Here is a 22442-nt window from a genome sequence, read left to right as displayed (position 1 = left end):
GCGGCCAAGGCGGTTTGTCGTCTTGTGCCGTGCGGTCATCTCGTTACTTTCAATTCTTCTAAAGAACGGCATTTGCCGAAAGTGTTTCTGTGGCGAGGGTGAATGTTCGAGCGTTTGCTGGATTTTCTGAAAGAGTTGCCGGGTAATGGTTTACGCGAACGGGGCGAAAAAATTGCCGACGATGATCCAAGACTGGCTGCTGCTGCCCTGATGTTTCACATTATGGATGCAGATGGCGACGCGCGCGAAGTAGAACGTGCCAAGCTTTCCACCATGCTTTCGCAGAAATATGGCCTGAAGGGTGATGCGCTAAAACAGCTTATCCGCGCTGCTGAAGAAGCCGATCAGGAATCAATCAGCCTGTCGGATTTCACCACTGTTCTCAAGCGCCATCTGGATTATCACGCACGTCTCGATTTCATCGCCTTGATGTGGGACATCGTTTATGCCGATGGCATCGCCAGCGAAGTTGAGGTCGATGTGATGTGGCGTGTGGCCGAGCTTATAGGCATTAAGGCTGAAGACCGCGATCAGATTGAAGCGCGTGTCCATGCCGGAAATACCACCGCGCCAGAAGCTTGACGCGGTGGTAAAGTTTTAAGTGCGTCCCTGCAAATTGCGTGCCTTGCGCAATTGCGGGAACATGGCAGCCCAGGCTGCTGCAACCGCAATTGAACCTATCCCGCCAATGACCACCGCAGGCACAGCACCGATAGCTGCCGCCATAAGGCCTGCGCGGAACTCTCCAAGCTCGTTTGATGCGCCGACGAAGACCATGTTGACGGCGTTCACACGGCCACGAACATGGTCGGGCGTCCAGAGCTGCATCAATGTTTCGCGAATATAGACGCTGATCATGTCGGCGGCTCCAGCCAGAGCCAGAGCGATAATCGACAGCCAGGTCAGCGTTGAAACACCAAAGATGATGTTGAAGAAGCCGAACAGTGCCACAAACACGAACATTACGCGGCCTGCATGATCGCGGATTGGATGGCCCGCGAGCCAGATTGCTGTGAGAACAGCGCCGATACCTGGTGCCGAGCGCAGAAGGCCCAGACCCCATGGACCAAGATCGAGAATATCGCGTGCATAGATAGGCAAAAGCGCAACTGTACCACCCAGCAGAACGGCAAAAAGATCGAGCGAGATTGCACCCAGAACGATCTTTTCCTTCCAGATATAGCGGAAGCCTGCAAGCATGGTTGAGAGCGAGCGCTCTTCGGTCATTGTATGCTGCTTAGGCTTTGGAATTGAGAAAATCAGGACAGAACCTGCAACCAGAAACACAGTTGCTACGCCGTAAGCAGCGATATGCGAGATGCCGTAGAGCAGGCCGCCAGCAACAGGGCCGACGATGGTTGCTACCTGCCAAGCCGATGAGTTCCACGAAACGGCATTGGCGAAGTCTTCCGTCGGAACGAGGTTGACTACCAGCGAAGCGGAAGACGGTCCGAGAAAAGCGCGAGCGATGCCGAAGACCAGCAATGCCCCAAAGACGACAATAGGCTCGAAGTCGCCAAACAAGGTGAGGAGCAAAAGGAAGGCTGTGACGCCTGCTTCCAATACCAGTGACAGCCCCATGACAAGCCGTCGGCCAAAACGGTCAGCTGCGGCACCCGTAAACAGAACCAGCACAAGTGCCGGGAGAAACTGGACAAGGCCAACCATGCCAAGATTGAATGCGTCACGGGTCTGGTCATAAATCTGCCAGCCAACCGCTACGCTGACGATCTGAACGGCAAAAGCGCTCAGAAAACGCGCGGCCCAGTATTTTTTAAAGGAAGCATGGCGGAATGCGGCGTAACGATCCGCATGGGAAGCATCGGTGCTGGGGGACATTGCTCAAGACATCTGTAAAAGGGAGTTCCTTCTTACAGCAATTTTTAGTCGGCAAGTATCACATTTCTTGGAGAATCTAACGGTTATGCAACAAAGCGGGAGCGTGTCTCTGTAAAGTCAAAGTAGGAGACAGTCGGCGGATAGCAAAAAGGCCGGTCGAAACCGGCCTTCCGTTAAATATCTTTCAGGATTGTTGATCAATCCTTGCCAAGAAGGCCTTTCCAGATGATTGCGCCAATTGCGGCACCCACCAGCGGAGCGACCCAGAACAGCCAGAGCTGGCCAAGCGCGCTGGTTTCTGCAAACAAGGCTGCCGCTGCCGAACGTGCAGGATTGACCGAGGTATTTGTTACCGGGATCGAGATCAGGTGGATCAGCGTCAGTGCCAGACCAATTGCAATTGGTGCAAAACCAGCTGGTGCCGAGGATGATGTCGAACCCAAAATGACGATCAAGAAGAAGGCCGTCAGCACGATTTCAACGAGCAGTGCCGATGTCAGGCTATATCCACCTGGTGAGAGTTCACCATAGCCGTTGGATGCGAAACCAGCTGCTGTAAAGCCGCTTTTGCCGGTTGCAATGAGGTAAAGAATTGCTGCTGCAGCAATGCCGCCCAATACCTGTGCAATCCAGTAAGGGATGAGGTCTTTAGCCGGGAAGCGTCCCGCAACGAGAAGACCCAGCGATACGGCTGGATTGAAATGACCGCCGGAAATGCCGCCAACAGCATAGGCCATTGTAAGGACGGTCAGACCGAAGGCGAGAGCAACGCCCGCAAAGCCGATGCCCAATTCAGGATAAGCGGCTGCGAAGATCGCGCTGCCGCAACCGCCGAAAACAAGCCAGAATGTTCCGAAAAATTCCGCAGACAGTTTGTTCAACATGGAAGTCCCCAGTGTTGGTGTAGTGATAAGTGCCATTGCGAATCAGATGACCAAATATATAGCCGACTTTTTCTTACATCAATCATGTTTAATTGGAGGATATTTTTGTAATTTCTGAATGCTATTGACTGAATATCAGTAAATTTTTAATCGATCCCTATTTGTATTAGAATGTTCTTTTAAATAGTTCTAAAAGCTCAAAAAGACCAGGAAAACCCATGAATTAGCCGCTTTTCCGCCTTAATTTAAATCATTCTTGTTTTTGTCTTGTATATTGCGGGAGTGGTTGTGCCCGCGCTATAAGAAGCTTGTTCATGCAGATGGTTATGATGGAAACTATCTCGGCAAACGGGTATCGCGTGGGGCATTATAGGGAGTTGCCAGCCTTGAATATTCAATTGGAGGCACGAACTGGCGGATCGGTCTTGCGCGCTGTATCGGCTATGACCATGATCGCTCTTCTTTCCGGCTGTACCGCGACTGCATGGAGCGAGACGGTACGTATCGATAGCAAGCCGCCGATGCCGACAGAATGTGCTGGTTGGCAGAGAATTGATCTCAAGCAGCGCACAACAATGGTTCTTCTGCGTGAAGATGCGCGCCTCGTAACCGATATCGATGCGCATAATCTTAAGGGCCGCAATCTGGGTTGCTGGGAGTAGCCCTTTCTTTCTCATCCGTTTTTGATGTTTTTTTGTGACTGATCCGGCGATTGTCAGGTCAGCAAGACCGTTATTGCGTCTGTTCCAATAATTGCCTGAATGTTCTGCGTTATAAAAACACAATGCTCGCGCAATTTTTATGGCTGATTCTGACTGTATTAACCTCACATTAACCATGGAGGTTAAAGGTCATTTTGATATCGATTTCATCCGCGCTCCATGTGGGACTGCGGGCAATTTAGAGAAGCACACCGGTGATACGTTTCGAGAATGTCGGCCTGCGATATGGAATGGGGCCAGAGATCCTGAAGGATGTCAGCTTCCATATTCCGCCACGTTCATTTCAATTTCTGACCGGACCGTCCGGTGCCGGGAAAACCTCTTTGTTGCGCCTGTTGTTTATGGCGCTGAAACCAACGCGCGGACTGATCAATATTTTTGGCAAGGATGTCGCGCGGCTCGATCATAAGGAAGTGCCGCTTCTGCGTCGGCGCATCGGGATTGTATTTCAGGATTTCCGTCTGCTCGATCACATGACAACCTATGAAAATGTTGCTCTTCCGCTGCGCGTACGCGGCAAGGAAGAGGCGACATACCGTCATGAAGTAGAAGAACTTCTGCATTGGGTCGGCCTCGGTGACCGCATGAACGTGCTGCCGCCCGTGCTTTCCGGTGGTGAAAAGCAACGTGCTGCAATTGCGCGTGCGCTGATCGACCAGCCAGAATTGCTGCTGGCGGATGAGCCGACCGGTAACGTTGATCCACCGCTCGCCAAGCGCCTGTTGCGGCTTTTTACCGAGCTTAATCGTTCCGGCACTGCAGTCATCATCGCGACGCACGATCTATCGCTGATGGATCAGGTGAATGCGCGTCGCATGATCCTCGAACATGGGCGGCTCGATATCTATGATTGAAGCTGACAAAGACTGGCAGAGAGCTTTTCGGAAGGTCCTAGACGACCTGCGCATCCGCTTTGAAGACCTCAAAGATATGCTGATGGTTCGCATCGGCAAGCGCAGGAAACGTCAGGGGCCAAGCCCGATTGTGCCGGACGGCAGTGTGACGGGCACAGCGCTTGTGATCGTGATTGCGATCATGACATTTCTCGCCTGCCTTACCCTGGGTGGCGTTACGCTGGTGCGCGCTTCTGCTGCTCAATGGCAAAGCCAGATTGCACGCGAAGCAACTATTCAGATCCGACCTGCCGATGGGCTGGACATGGAAAAGGCGCTTCAGGACGCAAGCGGGATCGCGCGCGGCTTTGCAGGCGTGAAAGATACCAGCATCATCGACAAGGATGCCACCGCGCGTTTGCTTGAGCCCTGGCTTGGTACGGGTCTCAATATCGATGAATTGCCTGTTCCACGTCTGGTTGTTGTAACGATTGATGAGAATTCGCCGCCGGATTTTGAAACAATGCGGGCGGAAATTACCCGCTCTATCCCGAGCGCGAGTTTCGACGATCACCGCACATGGGTCGACCGGCTTGTTTCAATGGCCAATACAACCGTGCTGATCGGAACGGGTGTCTTGTCGCTCGTCATTGCCGCGACTGTTCTGACGGTTATCTTCGCAACGCGCGGCGCTATGTCGGGCAATGGCCATATTATTGAAGTTCTGCACTTCATCGGTGCAGAATCAAAATTCGTTGCGCGCGAGTTCGAATGGCACTTTTTCCGCACAGCCCTTAAAGGTGCGCTGTTTGGCGGAGGGGCTGCTATGCTGGTTTTCTTCGTCTTTTCGTGGTGGGCATCTCGGCATATGGCGACGCCTGCCGGTGATCAGGCTGCCGCAATGTTCGGTAATTTTGCCATTGGTCGCGATGGTTACATTGGCGCTGCGGCAATCATCATTCTAGTGAGTGTGCTGACGATGTTGACGAGCCGCCTGACGGTCGTTCGACAGCTTGCGACGATGGATGGTCCGGGAGTACGGGCCGAATGACCGCTTTTTTTACCAATACCGGCCGGAAGTCACGAATTTCCAGCAACTTTCCGAGTTATCGCCGCAATGATGGCTATGATAGCAAGAAAGGTGAACGCAAGGTTCAGCAAACGGTATCGGTTGGGCATTCGGGAAGCGTTGATGCAGCAGCAGATAGAGAGATGGGGGCGGATACGGGTGCTGTGGTATGGCGCCGCAGTCGTACAATTGGTGCGACGTCCACGCTTGCGTCTACAGTCGGTAAATTCTTATGGTCTGTCCTAATGCGTGTATTTCGACGACTTCAGCCTATTTCCATCGTTCTCTTTCTGGCCATTGTCGCTTTCCTGATTGGCTTTGTTGCCTTCAGTGAAAAAGTCACCAGCATGCAGTCGCCTGTTCTGGATGAACCGGCTGACGCTATTGTTGTTCTGACTGGTGGACAGTCTCGCATTCAGGCCGCTCTCGATCTCTTAAAGGGTAAGCAGGGAAAACGTTTGTTGATTAGCGGCGTTCATCCGTCAACCACGGAAAAATCGCTGCAGCGTGCCACCCATTCAGAGCAAAGTCTGTTTGATTGCTGTGTCGATCTCGACCGTTCTGCGCTTAACACTGTGGGTAATGCGACTGAAAGCGAACGCTGGATACGCGCCAACAACTATCATCGTGTGATCGTCGTCACCAATAATTACCACATCCCGCGTAGCATTCTGGAAATGTCCTATCGGATGCAGGACGTTGAATTTGTGCCTTATCCTGTGGTCAATGGCGAAAAGCGTTCGCATAGCTGGGTGGCAGAGAGCGATACGCTCAGAGTGCTGTTTATCGAATATGTCAAATATCTGGGTGCTGCCATTCGCGTAGGCGGAGCTAGAATTTTCGGTGATACGGCTTAAGCCCCAATAAGTGCATCCCACGATTTGATGATCGCGTGCAGAGATTTCCTTATGGAAAAAGCTCAGCTTCCTGATATATCGGGTGCCGCAGCTTTCATGAGAAAGCACCGAAATTCTGTCATCTGATGCGGTTGCATCAGGTCCACTTAAGGTCTTCGCCGATACGATGCTTCTCTATCTGCGCTCAATCCTGTTCAATTTGGCTTTTTACATCGGCACTCTGGTGCAGATGATCCTTTATACGCCGTTCTATTTTCTGCTTCCCCGCAAGAAGGCATGGATCGTTCCCAAGACATGGGCGCGGGTTAACCTGTGGCTGCAGAAATATATCGCTGGCACTGATTATGTGATCGAAGGCCTCGAGAATATTCCCGAAGGCGCTTATATCGTTGCGCCCAAGCATCAGTCTGCATGGGACACTTACGCGTTCCTGCCGCAGCTTGACGATCCTGTTCTGATCCTCAAGCGTGAATTGATGCGAATACCGCTCTTTGGCTGGTATGTTGCCAAGATGGAAATGATCCCGGTTGATCGTGGATCGCGCGTCAAAGCGCTTCATTCCATCACCAAGGGAGCGGAGAAGGCGATTGCAGAAGGTCGCCAGATTCTCATCTATCCGGAAGGCACGCGCCGTTCACCGGGAGCGCCGCCGCAGTATAAATACGGCATTGTGCATCTTTACGAAGCGCTGAACCTGCCTGTATTGCCGATTGCTCACAATGCGGGGCTTTACTGGCCACGCCGAAAGTTCCTGCGCTTTCCGGGCACCATTCGCTGCCGTGTGCTGCCGCCCATTCCGGCGGGCCTTGAGAAAGAAGAATTCCTGCGTCGTTTGATAGAAACGACGGAGACGGCTTGTGACGAACTGCTGGTTGCAGCAAGTCGCGACACCAATGCTCCGCCCATGCCGCCAACAGCTATCGAAAGGCTGAAGGAATTGGGCGAAACAACTTCCTCCTAACTCTTAATAGCCAATCACGCTCAGTTGCATTGCAACAATGACAATTCGCCGCGTTTTGTTGAACTTTCGTTTTTCTTGCACGGAAACATGAAACCCGTTATCAGAGCGCGACACGAAAGGACCCATCATGAATATTGATGCTATCTCCATCGGCAACAATCCGCCAGAAGACGTCAACGTGATCATCGAAGTGCCGGTCGGCGGACAGCCGATCAAGTACGAGATGGACAAGAAGGCTGGCGCCCTGATTGTGGACCGCTTCCTCTACACGCCAATGACCTATCCGGGCAATTACGGCTTCGTGCCGCACACGCTTTCGGAAGATGGCGACCCAATCGACGTTCTGGTCTGCAACACCCGTCCGCTGGTTCCTGGCTGCGTGATCAATGTTCGCCCAATCGGCGTTCTGGTCATGGAAGACAATTCCGGCAAGGACGAGAAGATCATTGCAGTTCCTTCGCCAAACCTGACGCAGCGTTATGCAAAGGTGCATGATTATTCCGATCTTCCGGAAATCACGCTCAAGCAGATCGCGCACTTCTTCGAACACTACAAGGATCTGGAACCAGGCAAGTGGGTCAAGATCGGTGATTGGGGCGATGAAGATTACGCTCGCAAGTTCATCGTTGAAGCGATTGAACGCGCCAAGGGCAAGTAATCTGCCTTATATGTTTAATCAAAAACGCCCGGATGAAAGTCCGGGCGTTTTTGTTTGTCTGGTTATGTATGGGCTTCTTACAGAAGTGCAGGAAGCAGCGTCGTCCACATGAACTGACGGATGAAGAAGATAATCAGCAGGACGACGATAGGCGAAATATCGATGCCGCCGAGATTGGGCAGGATATTGCGGAGTGGACGCAGGACCGGTTCAGTTACTTTGTAAAGAAACTCACCGATCGATGCGACAAAGCGATTGGAAGAATTGACGACGTTGAACGCATAGAGCCATGAGAAAACGGCGCTAGCGATAATGATCCAAGTATAGATATCGAGCGCCAGATCAATGGTGCGGAACAGTGCGATCATAAAGGTCTCCTTGGCAATCGGAGCGGCACAGATCATAAACTGACCCAGGAAGACCGCTCCAACCCTTTGAACTTTGCATCGTACTGTCCCAATCCAGTCAGGCTACGGAGCGATGCTTTAGCCGAGATGTAGCGGTTGCTTTGGGCAAGAACAAGGGCAAGCCGTGCAAGCAATGCAACTTTAATATCTCCTGTGTGCTTGCAGGAGAAATCAGGGGCAGTTTGCTGCAATTGCCGCTAGAGCTTGTCGCTATGTCCGTTCAGGCACCGATTTGTCTGCGATATTCGTCGGGGGTAATACCCATCAATTTGCGGAACATGGCGATGAAAGCTGATGCGCTGGCATAGCCAAGGTCAAGCGCCACATGTTCGACTTTTGCTCCCTTTTCGAGCAGCGGCATGGCTTTCAACGTCCTTAGCCGCTGTTTCCATTCAGGGAAGCTCATGCCCAGCTCCTGTTTGCAACGACGCATCAGTGTTCTTTCGGACGTATTGGCGATCTTCGCAAGAGCGTGAAGGGTGCGATTGTCACTTGGATCATCTTCAAGGATCGACAATATCTTTTGGAGGGCAGGGTCCGTGCTGGACGGCAGATAGGAACCCGCACATGGAGCAATAGCCAGCTGATCGAGCAGCGTATGCAGCAGCCGTGTTTCTTGCGATTGCTGTGGTTGCGATGGCTTCTTCATACGCAGATGTTCAAGCAAAGTGCGGATCAGTGGATTGAGGTTGAGCGCGCAGGCCTTGGCTGGAAGATCAGTACAAAGCTCTTCGGTCACATAGAGCGAGCAGTAGCACACTTCCTGACGATTGAGGCCTTGATGCTCGATATGCGGAGGAAGCCATATCCCATATTGCGGCGGGGCCAGCAGATGGCTGTCGCCGATACGCACCTCCATTACACCAGTGAAGGAATAGACAAACTCTCCCCAATCGTGGCGATGCATGGGATAGCGCGCAGCCGGTGGCATGCAGGCTGTTCGAAAGAACAGCGGCTCCGGCAAGGCTTCCGTAAAGGGAGGTTGATGCGTAGGTTCGAGAGCTATTCCCGCCATTATGGCAATCCTGCGATAAGGTTTGTCAGTTTTAAGCTATATGCCCTATATCTGACAAGCGTACACCCATTGTTCGGATTAATCACGAGGATTCGGACAATGGAGCGTAAGCCCGTCAATACGCACGCATTTGGAATGATGCTTCTTGTTTGCATCAGCCTCGGCTTGCAGCAGGTGCTGTTGAAATTGACGGCAGCGGATATTTCGCCATTGTTCCAGATAGCGCTGCGGTCGGGCGTGGGGGCTGCATTAATCGCTGCTATTATGATCGCGCGGCGGGAAACACTGACTATTGCCAATGGAATCTGGAAACCGGGCCTGCTGGTCGGTTTGCTGTTTGCGCTTGAATATCTGTTTCTGGGGGAGGGGTTGCGACTAACCTCAGCCGCTCATGCCGTGGTTTTGCTTTATACAGCACCGCTCTTTGCGGCACTTGGTTTGCATCTTTTGGTGCCATCAGAGCGCCTGACCACCATACAATGGGGCGGCATCGGCATTGCCTTTATGGGCATAGCGATAGCTTTCCTTGTTCGCGGTGAGGCTGTCCATGGTGATTTCCAGGCCATGGTTATTGGCGATGGGCTTTGCCTGCTCGCGGGGGTGGCATGGGGAGCAACGACCGTTGTGGTCCGTGGTTCACGTCTTGCGGCACTGCCAGCGAAGCAGACCTTGCTCTACCAGCTTCTAACCGCCTTCGTGACCTTGTCGGTTGCCGCATCCCTGATGGGGCAAGTGGAGATCAACTGGACCACTATGCTGGTGGGCAGCTTCGCGTTTCAGTCCGTCATTGTATCTTTTGCGGTATTTCTGATCTGGTTTCAGCTTTTGCGGATTTATCGGGCATCCCAATTGGGTTCACTCTCTTTCATGACGCCAATTTTCGGGGTGATTTTTGGTGCGATCATTTTGGGCGAGCCGATTGAAACCAGTTTCGTGGTGGGCACGGTATTTGTGATAACGGGCATAATGATCGTGAACGGCAAAGAGGCGCTGGCCGATCACTTTCGTCGTTACGGACAGAGTTGATCAGGCTGTGTCGTGCTTTTGCCGGTTCACTTTGGTGCAGATTAGATCGTTGACATGTTCAAGCGCATGATCCCGAACACGCATATTGCGCAGATGCTCAAGCGTGTTGGCAACATAGTCAAGATTGGCACCGGAATCTCCCTGTGCTGAGATAACGATTGCTGCGGCGTCTTCGGCTTTGAGCGAACCGGCATATTGGATATGCCGTCGGTCGGCGACATAGGTTACAGCCTGCACATCGCGCCCGTCCGCTAGCCGAAGGCGGAGCCATTTTTCGTGATAGACCTGATTGGACATTTCGCGTTCGCGCAAATAGACCATGACTTCGTCTGTCATATCGCCGGGTACACGGAAGGCGATGCCGAGGCATGATCCGCCAGCATCAAGCCCCAAAACAAGGCCGGGATGATCCGGTGTTCCGCGATGAACGTGTGAATAGATGCAGAGGCTGCGGCGATAGCCATGCAGGCGCGCACGCATTGTTTCGACATGTGCGAAGCCAGGCCGCCACATCAGCGAACCGTAACCAAATACCCAGAAATCATTCTTTCGCATGTCGCTCGTACGCATTGTCATGATATCAAATCTATATATGGACAATTATGGCTGGTTTTTATTGATAATCTCAAGATATCCCGCGTTTTTTAATCGGGCGAACTTCACAAGACTCAATCCTGCCATAATATAGCCACCTGTTGGGAACAGCAGAACAGATGATGATTGTTCGGGTTGGAAATGCCCTTCGCTTTGTCACCTCAACCAAGTATCTGATTGAAAGAGGCTTTTTCAATGGCGCATGCTGGTATTGAAACCAAAAAATCCAGGAAGCGCCCTGTTACGATTGCCGTCATCGTCCTTGTGCTGATCGCCGCCTATACAGCGGGCTGGTTTTATCTGGCAGGCAAGATTGAAACGCGTGCCAAGGCCGATATGGCAAAGCTTGCATCGCAAGGTGTGGGCGTGCAGTGCGAGAATCTTCACATGGGCGGATATCCGCTCCGTGTGAATGTGGTTTGTGCCAGTATTTCGTGGCAGAAGCCCTCTGAAGGTATGGCTTTGCGTGCCGGACGTTTCACGTCAGGCTCTCCGATTTATGCGCCGCGTTCACTCAGCAATGAGCTTGGTGGGCCGGCTTTTGTCGAGTTTCCCGGCATTCAGCCGCTTGAGGTGAACTGGAGCAAGTTTACCTCCAACACACGTCTTGCGCGTCCGTTCCCAACCGAGGTCGAACTTGATGCGCGCGATGTAACGGTCGGCGTGCGTACTGAAACAACGACCACTGAACCTGTCAGCAAGCTCGAGCAGATGAATTTCCGCATGAGCAGCGAAGACGATAAGCTCAAGATCAATGGGCGCTTTGCGGCTCTCAAGCTGGAACCATCCATTATTGGCAGTGCCAAGAGTCCGGAAATCGATGGTCTGGCCGATATCGTAATTGCCAATGCGGCAACGTTTCTGGCACCGAGTCCGGCCCCCTTTAACGAACGGATGCGCGGCCATAGTGGTGTGATCAATCAGGCATTTCTATCCATGCCCAATGGTGCGGTGCTTTCGGTAGCTGGTCCCTTTTCAGTCGATCTGGAAGGTGAGATTGATGCTGACCTGAAGGTCACGATGGTCAACCCGCAATCCTTTGCGCAAGCCGGTCAAACCGTGTTTCCCGAACAGGGTGGCAATATCGCTACTGTTCTTTTTGCTCTTTCCGCCATGCCGAAAGACGAAAACGGCAACCCCGTTATCGAGATTGCCGTTCGTAAGGGAAGAGCCAGCGCTGGTTTTATTCCATTAGGACATTTGCCGACTTTGTAAGGCGGTTTAGAATAGGGCAGAGCGTTCTTCTGCCCTAATTTATCATTTCTTTTCGCTGATCTCAGCGGCCGCCTGACGTCCGAAGTTCGGTGCGTCGACTTCCTGACCAGCATCGATAATGCTACGGCGCACCGCACGCGTGCGGGTGAAGAGATCAAACAGAGCCTCACCATCGCCCCAGCGGATCGAGCGCTGCAACGAAGCGAGATCTTCCGAGAAACGCGCCAGCATCTCAAGGATTGCGTCCTTGTTATGGAGGCAGACGTCGCGCCACATGGTTGGATCAGATGCGGCCAGACGCGTAAAATCACGGAAACCCGAAGCCGAATATTTGATGACTTCTGATTTTGTCACCTGCTCCAGATCGCTGGCAGTGCCGACGATGTTATAGGCGATGATATGCGGAAGATGCGAGACGATGGCCAATACCAGATCATGGTGCTGTGGGTCCATTTGATCAAGGCGCGAGCCGCAAGCCGTCCAGAAGGCGGAAAGCTTGTCTATGGCCGTCTGATCGGTGTCCGGCAGAGGCGTGAGAATGCACCAGCGGTTGGTGAAGAGCTCTGCAAAACCAGCGTCAGGACCGGAATATTCCGTACCCGCGAGAGGGTGGCCGGGAATGAAATGCACATTGGCCGGCAGTTCCGGCTGCATCTGCGCGATAACGGACGCCTTGGTCGATCCGACATCGGTTACGATAGCGCCTGGCTTCAGATGTGCAGCAATCTGCTTGGCAACAGTGCCGGACGAACCGACAGGCACCGATACGATGACGAGATCGGCATCTTGAACGGCTTGCGCACTATCGGTCGAGTAGCTGTCGCCGAGGTTTAATTCCTCGGCGCGCTTTAATGTTTCGGCACTGCGTGTTGCAATGGCGATATGATTGGCAAGGCCTTCGCGGCGAATGACACGCGCCAGCGATGAGCCGATAAGGCCGATACCGATGAGCGCGATTTTTTCGAAATGGATCGTGGACATCGTCTTACTTCAGAAACTCGGTCAGAGCGGCCACAACGCCACGATTGGCTTCTTCCGTACCGACTGTCATGCGCAATGCATTCGGGAAGCCGTAGCCGCCTACACGACGCAGGATATAGCCGCGCTTTGAAAGCCACTCATCCGCCTTATCTGCAGAATGTGCGGAATCTTCCGGGAAATGGAACAACAGGAAGTTTGTGACCGATGGAGTGACGCGAAGCCCAAGCTTGGTGAATTCGTCGGTGAGCCACGTCAGCCATTTTTCATTGTATTCGACAGACTTCACCACATGAGCGCGGTCACGGATTGCGGCGGCACCGGCAGCGATTGCTGCCGAGTTCATGTTGAAGGGGCCGCGAATACGGTTGACCGCATCGATAACGTGCAATGGGGCATACATCCAGCCGATACGCAGGCCCGGCAGACCGTGAATCTTCGAGAAGGTACGGGTCATGACGACATTTTCGTTCGACGATACCAGTTCAAGACCGGACTCGTAATCGTTGCGACGAACATATTCTGCATAGGCTGCATCCAGCACCAGCAGAACGTTCTTCGGCAGGCCTGCATGAAGACGACGGACTTCCTCAAAAGGCAGATATGTGCCGGTCGGATTTGCTGGATTGGCAATGAAGACGATCTTCGTGCGTGGCGTTACACCAGCAAGGATCGCATCGACATCGATGCGTTCATCCTTTTCCTTCACCGTCACAGGCGTTGCACCTGCGCCAAGCGTCTGGATTTTGTAAACCGCAAAACCATGCTCAGTGATGATGGCTTCATCGCCCGGAGCCAGATAGGTCTGGCAGAGCAGGCCGAGCAATTCATCCGAGCCATTGCCGCAAATGATATTGCCGATGTTAAGCCCCTGCGATTCAGCGATTGCCTCGCGCAATGCCTGAGCCTGACCATCCGGATAGATCGCGAGCGTATCGGCCAGGTGTCGATAGGCTTCGATCGCATGAGGGCTGGGGCCGATTGGGGTCTCATTGGAGGAGAGCTTATAGACCTTTGCAACGCCTTCTACGTGTTCCTTGCCTGGTGCATAGGCTGCAATATCGAGCAGGCCGGTCTTAGGCTGGGGACGGGAAAGGTCTTGCGTATTGGTCATGATTTTGGCTCCGCCAAAAGGACTGATGTTAAGGTTGCGTAGCGGGCATAAACCTCTGCCGCGTTCAAGTCGAGAAAAACCTTACTGTGAAAGGCTGCAGCGCTATTTTTTGGTTTCTTTCGATGCGGTTTTTCTCAAACCGCTGACCGGTGTTCCTTGCGGCGCCAGAACAGGCACGAAGACACGGCGAGACGAGCGTTGTGCGACTGGCAGGCCTTGATAAAGGCGTTTCTGCGCTTCGACGACCAGAACACCGGAAAATAGCGGCCAGAGTTTGCGGCCAATACCTTCAATGGCCATGCATGGACGCATCATCCATCGGCGTTTCACGGGTGGGAAATGCAGCGCATTGCTGATTGTGTTGACGCTGAAATTGGCCTCGCGCAGCAGGGCGGTTAACTGTGTGCGGCTATAAGGGCGACCACTGCCGAATGGTGTGCGGTCGAGACGTGCCCATACGCCGCGCCGGTTCGGCACCACGATGACGAGCCGTCCGTTGGGGGCGAGTACACGCCACATTTCTTTCAGCGTTTCCGAAGCGTTTTCGGCATATTCCAGCGCATGAACCATCAGCACCCGGTCGATGGAAGAATCAGGCAAAGGCAGTTCTTCGTCGAAGACGAGTGCGGTGCTTGATTTGCCCGATGAAGGCCATGCAACGGCACCTTGTCCGGCAGGCATAAAAGCAAAGCTTCGCTCGGTATCTGCACTGAAGCGGTCGAGATAGGGGAGGCTATAGCCAAGCCCCACCAAGCGCTCGCCTGGTACACGCGCCCAAAGACCCGAAAGCGCCATGCGAATGGATCGCTCGGCGAGATGGCCAAGGGTGGTTTCGTAAAAGGAACGCAGTTCGATAATGTCCGGATGCATGGCAGGCACGCTATATCAAATCAATGAAATGGCAAATGATTATGCTTCGTCCAATTGTTCGCGAAGTCGTGCAATGCAAAAGGGTGCATTTTTCTGAAACCATGATATAGAGCGTGCCTTTCAAAGCTTAGTTACGCTTATAAATCAGGAGACGCAGCAGATGCCTCAGGTCGGCGGCAAAACCATTGATGTGCTTTTCAGCCCAGAGGAAATCGCTGCGCGTAATCTCGCGCTGGCAAAAGAGATTGCCGGACGCGATTTTCATAATCTGCTGACGATATCCATCCTCAAAGGCTCGTTTATTTTCGCAGCCGATCTTATTCGTGCAATGCATGATGCAGGTGTTGAGCCGGATGTCGAATTCATCACCGTTTCCAGCTATGGCAAGGGTACGACCAGTACGGAAGTGCGTCTGCTGCGCGATATCGAAAGCGATGTAAAAGACCGCGACGTTCTTCTGATCGATGACATTCTCGAATCAGGCAAGACGCTCAAATTTGTGCGTGAGCTGATGATTGAGCGTGGAGCTCGCAGCGTCAGCATTGCTGTGCTTCTCGACAAGAGCGTGCGTCGCAAGGTTGATCTGGATGCCGATTTCGTCGCTTTCGAATGCCCTGACTATTTCGTCGTCGGTTACGGCATGGATGTCGGCCATTCGTTCCGGCAGTTGCCTTTTGTGGGCCATGTAAAAGAGTAGAAACTGGTTTTTAGCGGCTGTTTGTATCAATCGAACTGCAACAGCCGCTGGAGATATTCCTTCTCCATCTGCGGGGTCAGCGCATCGCCAAGCTTGCGGCGGATTTCATCGAGAATCTCGCGGGCGCGCTGAATATCGATCTCTCCCGGTATCTTGACACCATCGCCGTCAGACGGACCGTTGTTGCCTTGCTGGCGACCGAGCGGATCACGGCCATTTTGACCATTTCGTCCACTCTGCCCCTGACCATCCTGTCCCATGGCCTGCTGCATCTTCTGCATCATATCGCGGCCACCGCGGCGAAGGGCTTCCAAAGCACTGCCTTGCTGATCGCCTGCTTCCGAGCCTTCATTGCGACCAAGCGCATCGGCTGCATTGCCCATTGATTTTCCGGCGTCGGAGAAATCCTGATTGGGATCAATGCCCATGCCCTTGAGGTCTTCATTGAACTTCTTCAGTTCGTCTTGAAGCGCTTGCTGCTGCTGTTGCAGCTTGCGCATGGCTTCCGCCAGATCTGAAGGCGTATCGCCGGACTGGCCACTCTGACCTTGCCCCTGTTGCGATTCGCCCTGTCCCATAGGGCCGTTATCGCCTGGAAGCTGGTCGTCTCCATATTCGCCTTCGCCGCTGCCATATTGCTGTTGCTGCATCTGCTGATCGAGTTTGAAGGTCTCGTTCATCATCTGTTGCTGGCGGCGCATCAGATCGCCCAGCTTGTTCATCTGCTGCTGCATCTGGTTGGCCTGGCCCTGACCTTGTCCCTGCTGGCCGGGCTGCGCCTGTTGCGCCATCTGCAGATTGTTCATCAGGTCTTGTAGCTGCGACAGAAGCTGTTCAGCCTGATCACGCGAACCCTGACGAGCCAGATTTTCAATTTGGTCCATCATGCGCTGCAAATCCTTGTCGGTCAGCATGCGTGCATTCGGGTCCATCGGCTGATTACGGGCATTCGGGTTCTGCTGCTGACGCTGGGCGAATTCACGCAGGAACTGCTGCATCGCTTCGCGCAATTCCGCTGTCAGCTTTTCGATTTCTTCCTGAGAAGCACCATTCTGCAAGGCGTTACGCAGAGCTTCCTGCGCTTGACGCAAACGCCGTTCTGCTGCGGACAGATTGCCGTCTTCAATACCGAGCGCCACCTGCCACATATAATCGGCAGTATCTCGCAAGGAGTCGTCGCTGGTCGCGAGTTTGAGCCGCGTACGGATCGTCACAAGGCCCAGATAGTGGGCGTTGTTCTTAATCGTTTCCTCTGGCCGCAACATCAACGCAGACAGCATGTCGCGGACGTGGTCGCGTTGCGTGGCATCAAGCGCCAGAATACGGCGCTGCTCGGCAACAGCCTTGGCCAGTGGATTGGAGATCGGGCGTTCAGGTAGCGTGATGATTTTTGTTTCGCTGCGTCCGAACTTACCTGCTGCGTCTGTTGCAACAAGTGTCAGTGCCACTTTCTGACCAGCCCATGGATGCTGGGTCAGATCTTTCGACGTCGTTGCCTCTTTTGATCCACGGCGGGGAAGGGCAAGCGGTAATTCAGGCGCATCATAAAGAGGAGCGGTTTCCTCTTCCTCATGATCAATATCAAGCGGTACGACTTCACCATAGGCCTTGGTGGCACCGTAATCGTCGCTGATCTCATAGCTCAGCTGCAAAGTGCCATTGAGGGCGCGGCCCGGCTCTTTGGTGAAGCGGATTGTCGGCGCATTGTCTGGTGTGACAGCAAATGTCCAGCTGAGATCATTGCCTGAAAGGTTCAGGGTTTCGTCCTGCTGAAGATCGTAGCGGAAGTTGCGGCTGCCATCGACATTGGTCTGCTGTTCAGCCGTTGCATCTTCGCCTTCTTTGGGCGCGATAGGCTGTACTTCACGACGATGTCCGGTCGCATCGGTTGCTGTCAATCTTTCAGAACCGCCGCCGATTACGCGAATATTGACGATGCTGCCCTGCGGCACGGTTATAGGCTTTTCGACATTGCCTTCATCAGCATTGGTGCTGATGAATACCGGTGCGCGGCCCGTATATTGTGGTGGCGTTACCCAGGCATCGACGCGGGCAACAGCGGTGGCACTGCCAGCGCGGATATGAAAAGCATCGGCGATGCGCCCGCTGTTCGGGCTAAGGCTATAGGCTGAGGCGGTCACGAACAGCAGAGCCACGATTGCACGCAGTGCAAAAGGGTCACGTTCAGGAATGTGTGGACGCGGTACGCCTGACTGCAGGTTTTTCAGGCGCTCGGCCATGCGGCGCTTGTGTTCCTGCCAGAGAGCGACTGCAAAAGGATCATTACTGCCAGTCGCCATTTGTCCGGTTTGCACGGCCAAGGGTTCATGGATCAGGCCGTTTACATCTTCAATGCGTGCGGTGATGGCATCTTCATCAGGCAGGCGGAAACGGAACGGCAGATAGAGCGCGACAAGTGCCGCCAAAGAAAAAAGGCCAAGCACACCCAGATGAAGCCAGCGCGGCATCAGTGCAAAAAGCCCAAGCCAGCTTAAGCTTGCAAAAAGCGCAATCAATAGAATCAGCGGCAGCACGAGAGGCCAGAGTCGCTCGAAACTGATCGTCAGAAAGCTTTGCAGGTGAAGGCGGCGCAGGGCTGCACCTTCGCCGGAAAACAGGCGGAAAAACGCATCGCGCTTGCGGTTTGGCAAGTCTTTGCTGTCTTTTCTCTGTTGTGTCATCGGGTCTTTCTGATGCGTGTAACGCCTATGGTTGTTTCATAGAATAACACGCATCATGGCAAAGGCGAGGCGTAAAGCTCGCCACGCTTTACTGGTTTGTTTTTACGCATGTCTTTTACCCATCGTAGCAGGACCAGAAATCAGTCCAGTGAATTGATTTACCTGCGAAGACGGTTCCCACTTTTGGGAGACATGCGTTCACCCTAATTTATAGCCAGTCCGGTACAGAATCGAGTGCCAGAAGCTCTTCATAGGTCCGGCGTGGACGAATGACGTGGTAGCGATCACCATCCACCAGCACTTCGGGGATCAAGAGACGGCTGTTGTAGGTGCTCGACAGAACTGCGCCATAGGCGCCCGTCGTACAGACAGCGATCAGATCTCCCGGAGCAGGCTTTGCTACTTCACGGTCAAGGCCGAGATAGTCGCCGGTTTCACAAACAGGGCCGACAAAATCGGCGCGAATGCGTGGGGCATTATCTTTGGTTTCCAAAACTGGCTTGATGTCGTGGAAAGCTTCGTAAAGGGTCGGACGGATGAGATCGTTCATCGCCGCATCAACGATGATGAAGTTCTTGGCGTCGCCTTCCTTTACGAAAATAACTTCCGTTACTAGAAGACCGGCATTGCCGACGATCAGCCGGCCCGGCTCAAACACGGTTTTGAGGCCAAGCGGCTTGATATGCTTTGCGACAATTTCCGCATAAGCAACCGGCAGCGGCGGTGGGTTGTTATCGGTACGATAAGGAATGCCTAAGCCTCCGCCAACATCGACGTGGCGGATATTGTGGCCGTCAGCCCGCAATTCCTCAACCAGCTGCGCCATCAGTGCAAACGCATTGTCGAAAGGCTCGAGATCAATGATCTGGCTACCGATATGCATATCAATGCCGACAACATCGACACCGGGCAGGCTTGCAGCGCGCGCATAGGCCTGCCGGGCTTTTACGCGTGGAATGCCGAACTTGTTTTCGGACTTCCCGGTTGAAATCTTGGCATGGGTCTTGGCATCGACATCCGGATTGATGCGCAAGGATACAGATGCAACCTTGCCCGCCTTGACTGCGCGGGAGGAAAGAATTTCCAGCTCCGGTTCGGATTCGACGTTGAAGCAGTAGATGCCTGCTTCCAGCGCAAAATCCATTTCATGCGGGGTTTTGCCAACGCCGGAAAACACGATCTTGTTGGCCGGAATACCTGCAGCTAAAGCACGGCGGATTTCGCCTTCCGAAACCGTGTCAGCGCCTGCGCCGAGCTTGGCGAGAGTCTTGAGAACAGCCAGGTTCGAATTAGCCTTCAACGCGTAAGTTACCAGCGTTTCCATATCCGCAAAGGCTTCGCTGAAGACGCGGAAATGGCGCTCGATCGTGGCGCGCGAATAGACGTAAAAAGGTGTGCCGACTTCTTTTGCGATTTCGGGCAGGCTTACATTTTCGGCGTGGAGAACGCCGTCGCGATATTCAAAATGATTCACGGGAAACAGTCCCTGCTTGATAAGCTATTACAGAATCTTGTCGAGGATGAAGGGCTTGTCTTCCTTCGGTTTCTCGACCGTGCGACCCTGTTCATTGGTGATGAGCTGTGCTGGTGGTGGCTCAAGCGGGCCCTTTCGTCCGCAAGCGGCAAGAGTGGCTGCAAGAGCGGCGATCAGAAGCACGGAGGAAATGGCGGAGCGGCCTGTCATCAGCTTTGGTTCCCGGAATTTGTCCTATGGGTCAGGTCTAACCCAAAATATCTGAAAGTGAAATCACTCCTTCAAGAGCGATCTCACTAAGATGCTCAGCTTACGCCTTTGTAATGCGCTTTTTCCAATAACGGATCTGGCGGCGCACTTCCTGTGGCGCTGTTCCGCCAAAAGACTGGCGGCTCTTGACCGACTTTTCAACCGTCAGATAGCCGAAGATCGCATCGGTAATACCCGGATTGATCGACTGAAGATCTTCCAGCGAAAGCCTGGAAAGATCGACCTTTTTGCTTTCGGCCAAAGCCACGGCGCGGCCCGTCACATGGTGGGCGTCACGGAAAGGAAGGCCAAGCTCACGCACCAGCCAGTCAGCCAGATCGGTTGCGGTCGAATAACCCGAACCTGCAGCCTTCTTCATGCTTGCAACATTGATGGTCAGGTCACGTACCATGCCGGACATGGCGGCAATTGCGAGTTCCAGGTTCTCGGCAGCGTCGAAAACCTGTTCCTTGTCTTCCTGCATATCCTTGGAATAGGCGAGCGGAAGCCCCTTCATGATGGTGAGAAGTGCAACAAGCGAACCGTTGATACGGCCGGTCTTGGCGCGGACCAGTTCGGCAGCGTCCGGGTTCTTCTTCTGCGGCATGATCGACGAGCCGGTCGAGAAAGCGTCGGACAGGCGAACGAAATTGAACTGCGGCGTCGACCAGATGACGATTTCTTCGGCAAGGCGTGACAGATGACCCGCGCAGATGGCTGCGAGCGATAGGAATTCCAGCGCGTAGTCACGGTCGGAAACGCTGTCGAGTGAATTGCGGGTTGGTTCACGGAAACCGAGCGCTGTCGCAGTCATGTGACGATCAATCGGGAAGCCGGTTCCAGCAAGCGCTGCCGCACCCAAAGGCGATTCGTCCATGCGTTCAATCGCATCGCGTACACGAGACAGATCGCGGCCAAACATTTCGACATAGGCCATGCAATGATGACCAAAGGTGACAGGCTGAGCGGTCTGTAGATGCGTGAAGCCGGGCATGACGGTGGCGGCATGTTCTTCTGCGCGCTCAAGGAAAGCCTCGATCAAGCCTTTAAGAGCCACGGCAGTCTTCTGCATTTCCTGCTTGACCCAAAGGCGGAAATCAACAGCCACCTGATCATTGCGCGAACGGGCCGTGTGCAGACGTCCTGCAGAGGCGCCAATCAGATCGGCGAGGCGTGCTTCGATATTCATGTGAATGTCTTCAAGCTTGCGCGAGAAGGTGAATTTGCCGTCCTCGATTTCCTTGAGGATGGTTTTCAGGCCGTCTTCGATTTTTTTGTGATCGTCTGCCGCAATGATGCCAGTCTTTGCAAGCATGGCAGCATGGGCGAGCGAGCCCTGAATATCCTGCGCATAGAGCTTGCGGTCGAAGCCGATCGATGCATTGATCTCTTCCATGATCGCATCGGGCCCTGAGGCAAAACGGCCGCCCCACATCTGATTGCTTGATTTTTGTTCGCTCATGCTCGTATGCCTCGGATGCAAGACTACCGCACCGGCTCAAAAATCGGAATCGATTTTGGAAAGCACGATGCGTAGATTAAACAAGTGAGAGCGTCCTTTGTGCATCCAATTGGATGCACGGCGCTCTAACGGAAAGTGACGCGCTATGGCTGAAGACAACGTTAAGGCAAAGTCAGGCAATCGGAAGATTGTCCTTCTTGCTGCACTTGCCGGTGTCGTCGCCGGTATAGGCGCGGTATACGTGATGGAACGGCCTTCTGGCAATGCACCCACTAGCAATGTTTCTGCGCAAAGTGATGAAGCTTCTGCACAATGTGCGCTAAAGGCCGATAGTCTCAAGAGCCTTGATGCTGCGGCAACCGGAAGCGTTGCTGCCATGCGGGCTGCTGAAAAGCCGATTTCTGTTGCCCATATCGCTTTCACTGGACCTGACGGCAAGCAGATGACGCTGGGCGATTATAAGGGCAAGACGCTTCTCGTGAACCTCTGGGCGACCTGGTGTGCGCCGTGCCGCGAAGAGATGCCCGAGCTTGATAATCTTCAGGCTGAGAAAGGCGGAAGCGATTTTGATGTCGTCGCGATCAATATCGATACTGGATCGGACGAGAAGCCTAAAAAGTTTCTCGAAGAGATCGGCATTAAGAGTCTGAGCCTCAATCGCGATGCCACCATGTCGAGCTTCAATGAATTAAAGCGCAAGAATCTGGCTTTTGGCCTGCCTGTGACATTACTGGTCGACAAGGATGGCTGCCAGATTGCGTCAATGAATGGTCCGGCTCCATGGGATAGTCCGGATGCGATCAAGCTGATTGAAGCTGCGCAAAAACTTTAGATAGA

23 protein-coding genes are annotated in these 22442 nt (G+C 53.4%); 11 read left to right on the top strand and 12 right to left on the bottom strand.

Annotation, left to right across the window (positions count from 1 at the left end):
- Positions 1-102: 102 nt before the first annotated feature.
- Positions 103-582 carry a TerB family tellurite resistance protein gene (locus tag KMS41_10180; GenBank protein ID QWK77440.1) on the top strand — a complete coding sequence of 160 codons (480 nt, stop codon included), beginning with the start codon at positions 103-105 and terminating at the stop codon, positions 580-582.
- A gap of 15 nt (positions 583-597) precedes the next feature.
- Here KMS41_10180 and KMS41_10175 read toward each other — a convergent pair whose 3' ends face one another.
- Together KMS41_10175 and aqpZ are read right to left on the bottom strand one after the other, a co-directional pair.
- Positions 598-1839, bottom strand: a complete 1242-nt coding sequence (locus KMS41_10175) for an MFS transporter (protein QWK77439.1) — start codon at positions 1837-1839, stop codon at positions 598-600.
- A 197-nt stretch (positions 1840-2036) separates the two neighbouring features.
- Entirely contained in the window at positions 2037-2723 is a 687-nt protein-coding gene (aqpZ, locus tag KMS41_10170) for an aquaporin Z (GenBank protein QWK77438.1), read from the bottom strand.
- 443 nt (positions 2724-3166) lie between these two features.
- Here aqpZ and KMS41_10165 point away from each other — a divergent pair, with 443 nt between their 5' ends.
- From KMS41_10165 to ppa, 6 genes are all read left to right on the top strand, one after another.
- A complete protein-coding gene (locus tag KMS41_10165; GenBank protein QWK78841.1) occupies positions 3167-3385 on the top strand; it encodes a hypothetical protein in 219 nt (72 codons plus the stop codon).
- Between the two features lie 254 nt (positions 3386-3639).
- Positions 3640-4299, top strand: coding sequence for a cell division ATP-binding protein FtsE (gene ftsE / locus KMS41_10160; protein QWK77437.1), 660 nt, complete (start codon positions 3640-3642; stop codon positions 4297-4299).
- Positions 4292-5329, top strand: coding sequence for an ABC transporter permease (locus KMS41_10155; protein QWK77436.1), 1038 nt, complete (start codon positions 4292-4294; stop codon positions 5327-5329). The genes ftsE and KMS41_10155 overlap by 8 nt, the downstream gene beginning before the upstream one ends.
- Positions 5326-6204 (top strand): YdcF family protein, encoded by an 879-nt coding sequence (locus KMS41_10150; protein QWK77435.1) that lies wholly within the window; start codon positions 5326-5328, stop codon positions 6202-6204. Before KMS41_10155 ends, KMS41_10150 begins: the two co-directional genes overlap by 4 nt.
- 166 nt (positions 6205-6370) lie before the next feature.
- The gene (locus KMS41_10145; protein QWK77434.1) at positions 6371-7165 is read left to right on the top strand and encodes a 1-acyl-sn-glycerol-3-phosphate acyltransferase; all 795 of its coding nucleotides are present in this window, start codon (positions 6371-6373) and stop codon (positions 7163-7165) included.
- 127 nt (positions 7166-7292) lie between these two features.
- A complete protein-coding gene (gene ppa / locus KMS41_10140) occupies positions 7293-7823 on the top strand; it encodes an inorganic diphosphatase (protein QWK77433.1) in 531 nt (176 codons plus the stop codon).
- 77 nt (positions 7824-7900) lie between these two features.
- On the opposite strand, the gene KMS41_10135 is transcribed toward ppa, so the two are convergent.
- Together KMS41_10135 and KMS41_10130 are read right to left on the bottom strand one after the other, a co-directional pair.
- Entirely contained in the window at positions 7901-8191 is a 291-nt protein-coding gene (locus tag KMS41_10135) for a YggT family protein (protein ID QWK77432.1), read from the bottom strand.
- Positions 8192-8450: 259 nt separating this feature from the next.
- Positions 8451-9245, bottom strand: a complete 795-nt coding sequence (locus tag KMS41_10130) for a helix-turn-helix transcriptional regulator (GenBank protein QWK77431.1) — start codon at positions 9243-9245, stop codon at positions 8451-8453.
- Positions 9246-9344: 99 nt separating this feature from the next.
- Between KMS41_10130 and KMS41_10125 the strand changes: the two genes are divergently transcribed.
- Positions 9345-10271: a DMT family transporter gene (locus KMS41_10125; GenBank protein ID QWK77430.1), complete on the top strand. Its 927-nt coding sequence runs from the start codon at positions 9345-9347 to the stop codon at positions 10269-10271.
- On the opposite strand, the gene KMS41_10120 is transcribed toward KMS41_10125, so the two are convergent.
- Positions 10272-10826: a gamma-glutamylcyclotransferase gene (locus tag KMS41_10120; protein ID QWK78840.1), complete on the bottom strand. Its 555-nt coding sequence runs from the start codon at positions 10824-10826 to the stop codon at positions 10272-10274.
- A gap of 234 nt (positions 10827-11060) precedes the next feature.
- On the opposite strand from KMS41_10120, the gene KMS41_10115 reads away from it, so the two are divergent.
- Positions 11061-12080, top strand: coding sequence for a DUF2125 domain-containing protein (locus KMS41_10115; GenBank protein ID QWK77429.1), 1020 nt, complete (start codon positions 11061-11063; stop codon positions 12078-12080).
- Positions 12081-12122: 42 nt separating this feature from the next.
- On the opposite strand, the gene KMS41_10110 is transcribed toward KMS41_10115, so the two are convergent.
- The 3 genes from KMS41_10110 to KMS41_10100 all read right to left on the bottom strand — a co-directional run bounded on the left by KMS41_10110 (position 12123) and on the right by KMS41_10100 (position 15042).
- Positions 12123-13061 (bottom strand): prephenate/arogenate dehydrogenase family protein, encoded by a 939-nt coding sequence (locus KMS41_10110; protein QWK77428.1) that lies wholly within the window; start codon positions 13059-13061, stop codon positions 12123-12125.
- 4 nt (positions 13062-13065) lie between these two features.
- On the bottom strand, positions 13066-14172 hold the full coding sequence (locus tag KMS41_10105; protein ID QWK77427.1) for a histidinol-phosphate transaminase: 1107 nt from the start codon (positions 14170-14172) through the stop codon (positions 13066-13068).
- 102 nt (positions 14173-14274) lie between these two features.
- Positions 14275-15042 carry a methyltransferase domain-containing protein gene (locus KMS41_10100; GenBank protein ID QWK77426.1) on the bottom strand — a complete coding sequence of 256 codons (768 nt, stop codon included), beginning with the start codon at positions 15040-15042 and terminating at the stop codon, positions 14275-14277.
- A gap of 160 nt (positions 15043-15202) precedes the next feature.
- Between KMS41_10100 and hpt the strand changes: the two genes are divergently transcribed.
- A complete protein-coding gene (hpt, locus tag KMS41_10095; GenBank protein QWK77425.1) occupies positions 15203-15739 on the top strand; it encodes a hypoxanthine phosphoribosyltransferase in 537 nt (178 codons plus the stop codon).
- Between the two features lie 26 nt (positions 15740-15765).
- Here hpt and KMS41_10090 read toward each other — a convergent pair whose 3' ends face one another.
- From KMS41_10090 to argH, 4 genes are all read right to left on the bottom strand, one after another.
- A complete protein-coding gene (locus KMS41_10090; protein ID QWK77424.1) occupies positions 15766-18420 on the bottom strand; it encodes a TIGR02302 family protein in 2655 nt (884 codons plus the stop codon).
- 208 nt (positions 18421-18628) lie between these two features.
- Positions 18629-19894, bottom strand: coding sequence for a diaminopimelate decarboxylase (gene lysA, locus KMS41_10085; protein QWK77423.1), 1266 nt, complete (start codon positions 19892-19894; stop codon positions 18629-18631).
- A 27-nt stretch (positions 19895-19921) separates the two neighbouring features.
- Entirely contained in the window at positions 19922-20104 is a 183-nt protein-coding gene (locus KMS41_10080) for a lipoprotein (GenBank protein ID QWK77422.1), read from the bottom strand.
- 100 nt (positions 20105-20204) lie between these two features.
- Entirely contained in the window at positions 20205-21605 is a 1401-nt protein-coding gene (gene argH, locus KMS41_10075) for an argininosuccinate lyase (GenBank protein QWK77421.1), read from the bottom strand.
- 145 nt (positions 21606-21750) lie between these two features.
- On the opposite strand from argH, the gene KMS41_10070 reads away from it, so the two are divergent.
- The gene (locus KMS41_10070) at positions 21751-22437 is read left to right on the top strand and encodes a TlpA family protein disulfide reductase (protein ID QWK77420.1); all 687 of its coding nucleotides are present in this window, start codon (positions 21751-21753) and stop codon (positions 22435-22437) included.
- The last annotated feature ends 5 nt before the right edge of the window (positions 22438-22442 follow it).

This window comes from Ochrobactrum sp. BTU1 (genome assembly GCA_018798825.1).
Lineage (GTDB): Bacteria > Pseudomonadota > Alphaproteobacteria > Rhizobiales > Rhizobiaceae > Brucella.
The sequence above is the reverse complement of the archived record's forward strand: the minus strand, read 5'-3'. Positions and strand labels throughout refer to the sequence as shown.

Excerpts from the sequence above, each read along its gene's own strand:
- KMS41_10180 (QWK77440.1), top strand. The coding sequence starts at position 103 with ATGTTCGAGCGTTTGCTGGATTTTCTGAAAGAGTTGCCGGGTAATGGT.
- KMS41_10175 (QWK77439.1), bottom strand. The coding sequence starts at position 1,839 with ATGTCCCCCAGCACCGATGCTTCCCATGCGGATCGTTACGCCGCATTC.
- aqpZ (QWK77438.1), bottom strand. The coding sequence starts at position 2,723 with ATGTTGAACAAACTGTCTGCGGAATTTTTCGGAACATTCTGGCTTGTT.
- KMS41_10165 (QWK78841.1), top strand. The coding sequence starts at position 3,167 with ATGACCATGATCGCTCTTCTTTCCGGCTGTACCGCGACTGCATGGAGC.
- KMS41_10155 (QWK77436.1), top strand. The coding sequence starts at position 4,292 with ATGATTGAAGCTGACAAAGACTGGCAGAGAGCTTTTCGGAAGGTCCTA.
- KMS41_10150 (QWK77435.1), top strand. The coding sequence starts at position 5,326 with ATGACCGCTTTTTTTACCAATACCGGCCGGAAGTCACGAATTTCCAGC.
- KMS41_10145 (QWK77434.1), top strand. The coding sequence starts at position 6,371 with ATGCTTCTCTATCTGCGCTCAATCCTGTTCAATTTGGCTTTTTACATC.
- ppa (QWK77433.1), top strand. The coding sequence starts at position 7,293 with ATGAATATTGATGCTATCTCCATCGGCAACAATCCGCCAGAAGACGTC.
- KMS41_10135 (QWK77432.1), bottom strand. The coding sequence starts at position 8,191 with ATGATCGCACTGTTCCGCACCATTGATCTGGCGCTCGATATCTATACT.
- KMS41_10130 (QWK77431.1), bottom strand. The coding sequence starts at position 9,245 with ATGGCGGGAATAGCTCTCGAACCTACGCATCAACCTCCCTTTACGGAA.
- KMS41_10125 (QWK77430.1), top strand. The coding sequence starts at position 9,345 with ATGGAGCGTAAGCCCGTCAATACGCACGCATTTGGAATGATGCTTCTT.
- KMS41_10120 (QWK78840.1), bottom strand. The coding sequence starts at position 10,826 with ATGCGAAAGAATGATTTCTGGGTATTTGGTTACGGTTCGCTGATGTGG.
- KMS41_10115 (QWK77429.1), top strand. The coding sequence starts at position 11,061 with ATGGCGCATGCTGGTATTGAAACCAAAAAATCCAGGAAGCGCCCTGTT.
- KMS41_10110 (QWK77428.1), bottom strand. The coding sequence starts at position 13,061 with ATGTCCACGATCCATTTCGAAAAAATCGCGCTCATCGGTATCGGCCTT.
- KMS41_10105 (QWK77427.1), bottom strand. The coding sequence starts at position 14,172 with ATGACCAATACGCAAGACCTTTCCCGTCCCCAGCCTAAGACCGGCCTG.
- KMS41_10100 (QWK77426.1), bottom strand. The coding sequence starts at position 15,042 with ATGCATCCGGACATTATCGAACTGCGTTCCTTTTACGAAACCACCCTT.
- hpt (QWK77425.1), top strand. The coding sequence starts at position 15,203 with ATGCCTCAGGTCGGCGGCAAAACCATTGATGTGCTTTTCAGCCCAGAG.
- KMS41_10090 (QWK77424.1), bottom strand. The coding sequence starts at position 18,420 with ATGACACAACAGAGAAAAGACAGCAAAGACTTGCCAAACCGCAAGCGC.
- KMS41_10080 (QWK77422.1), bottom strand. The coding sequence starts at position 20,104 with ATGACAGGCCGCTCCGCCATTTCCTCCGTGCTTCTGATCGCCGCTCTT.
- argH (QWK77421.1), bottom strand. The coding sequence starts at position 21,605 with ATGAGCGAACAAAAATCAAGCAATCAGATGTGGGGCGGCCGTTTTGCC.
- KMS41_10070 (QWK77420.1), top strand. The coding sequence starts at position 21,751 with ATGGCTGAAGACAACGTTAAGGCAAAGTCAGGCAATCGGAAGATTGTC.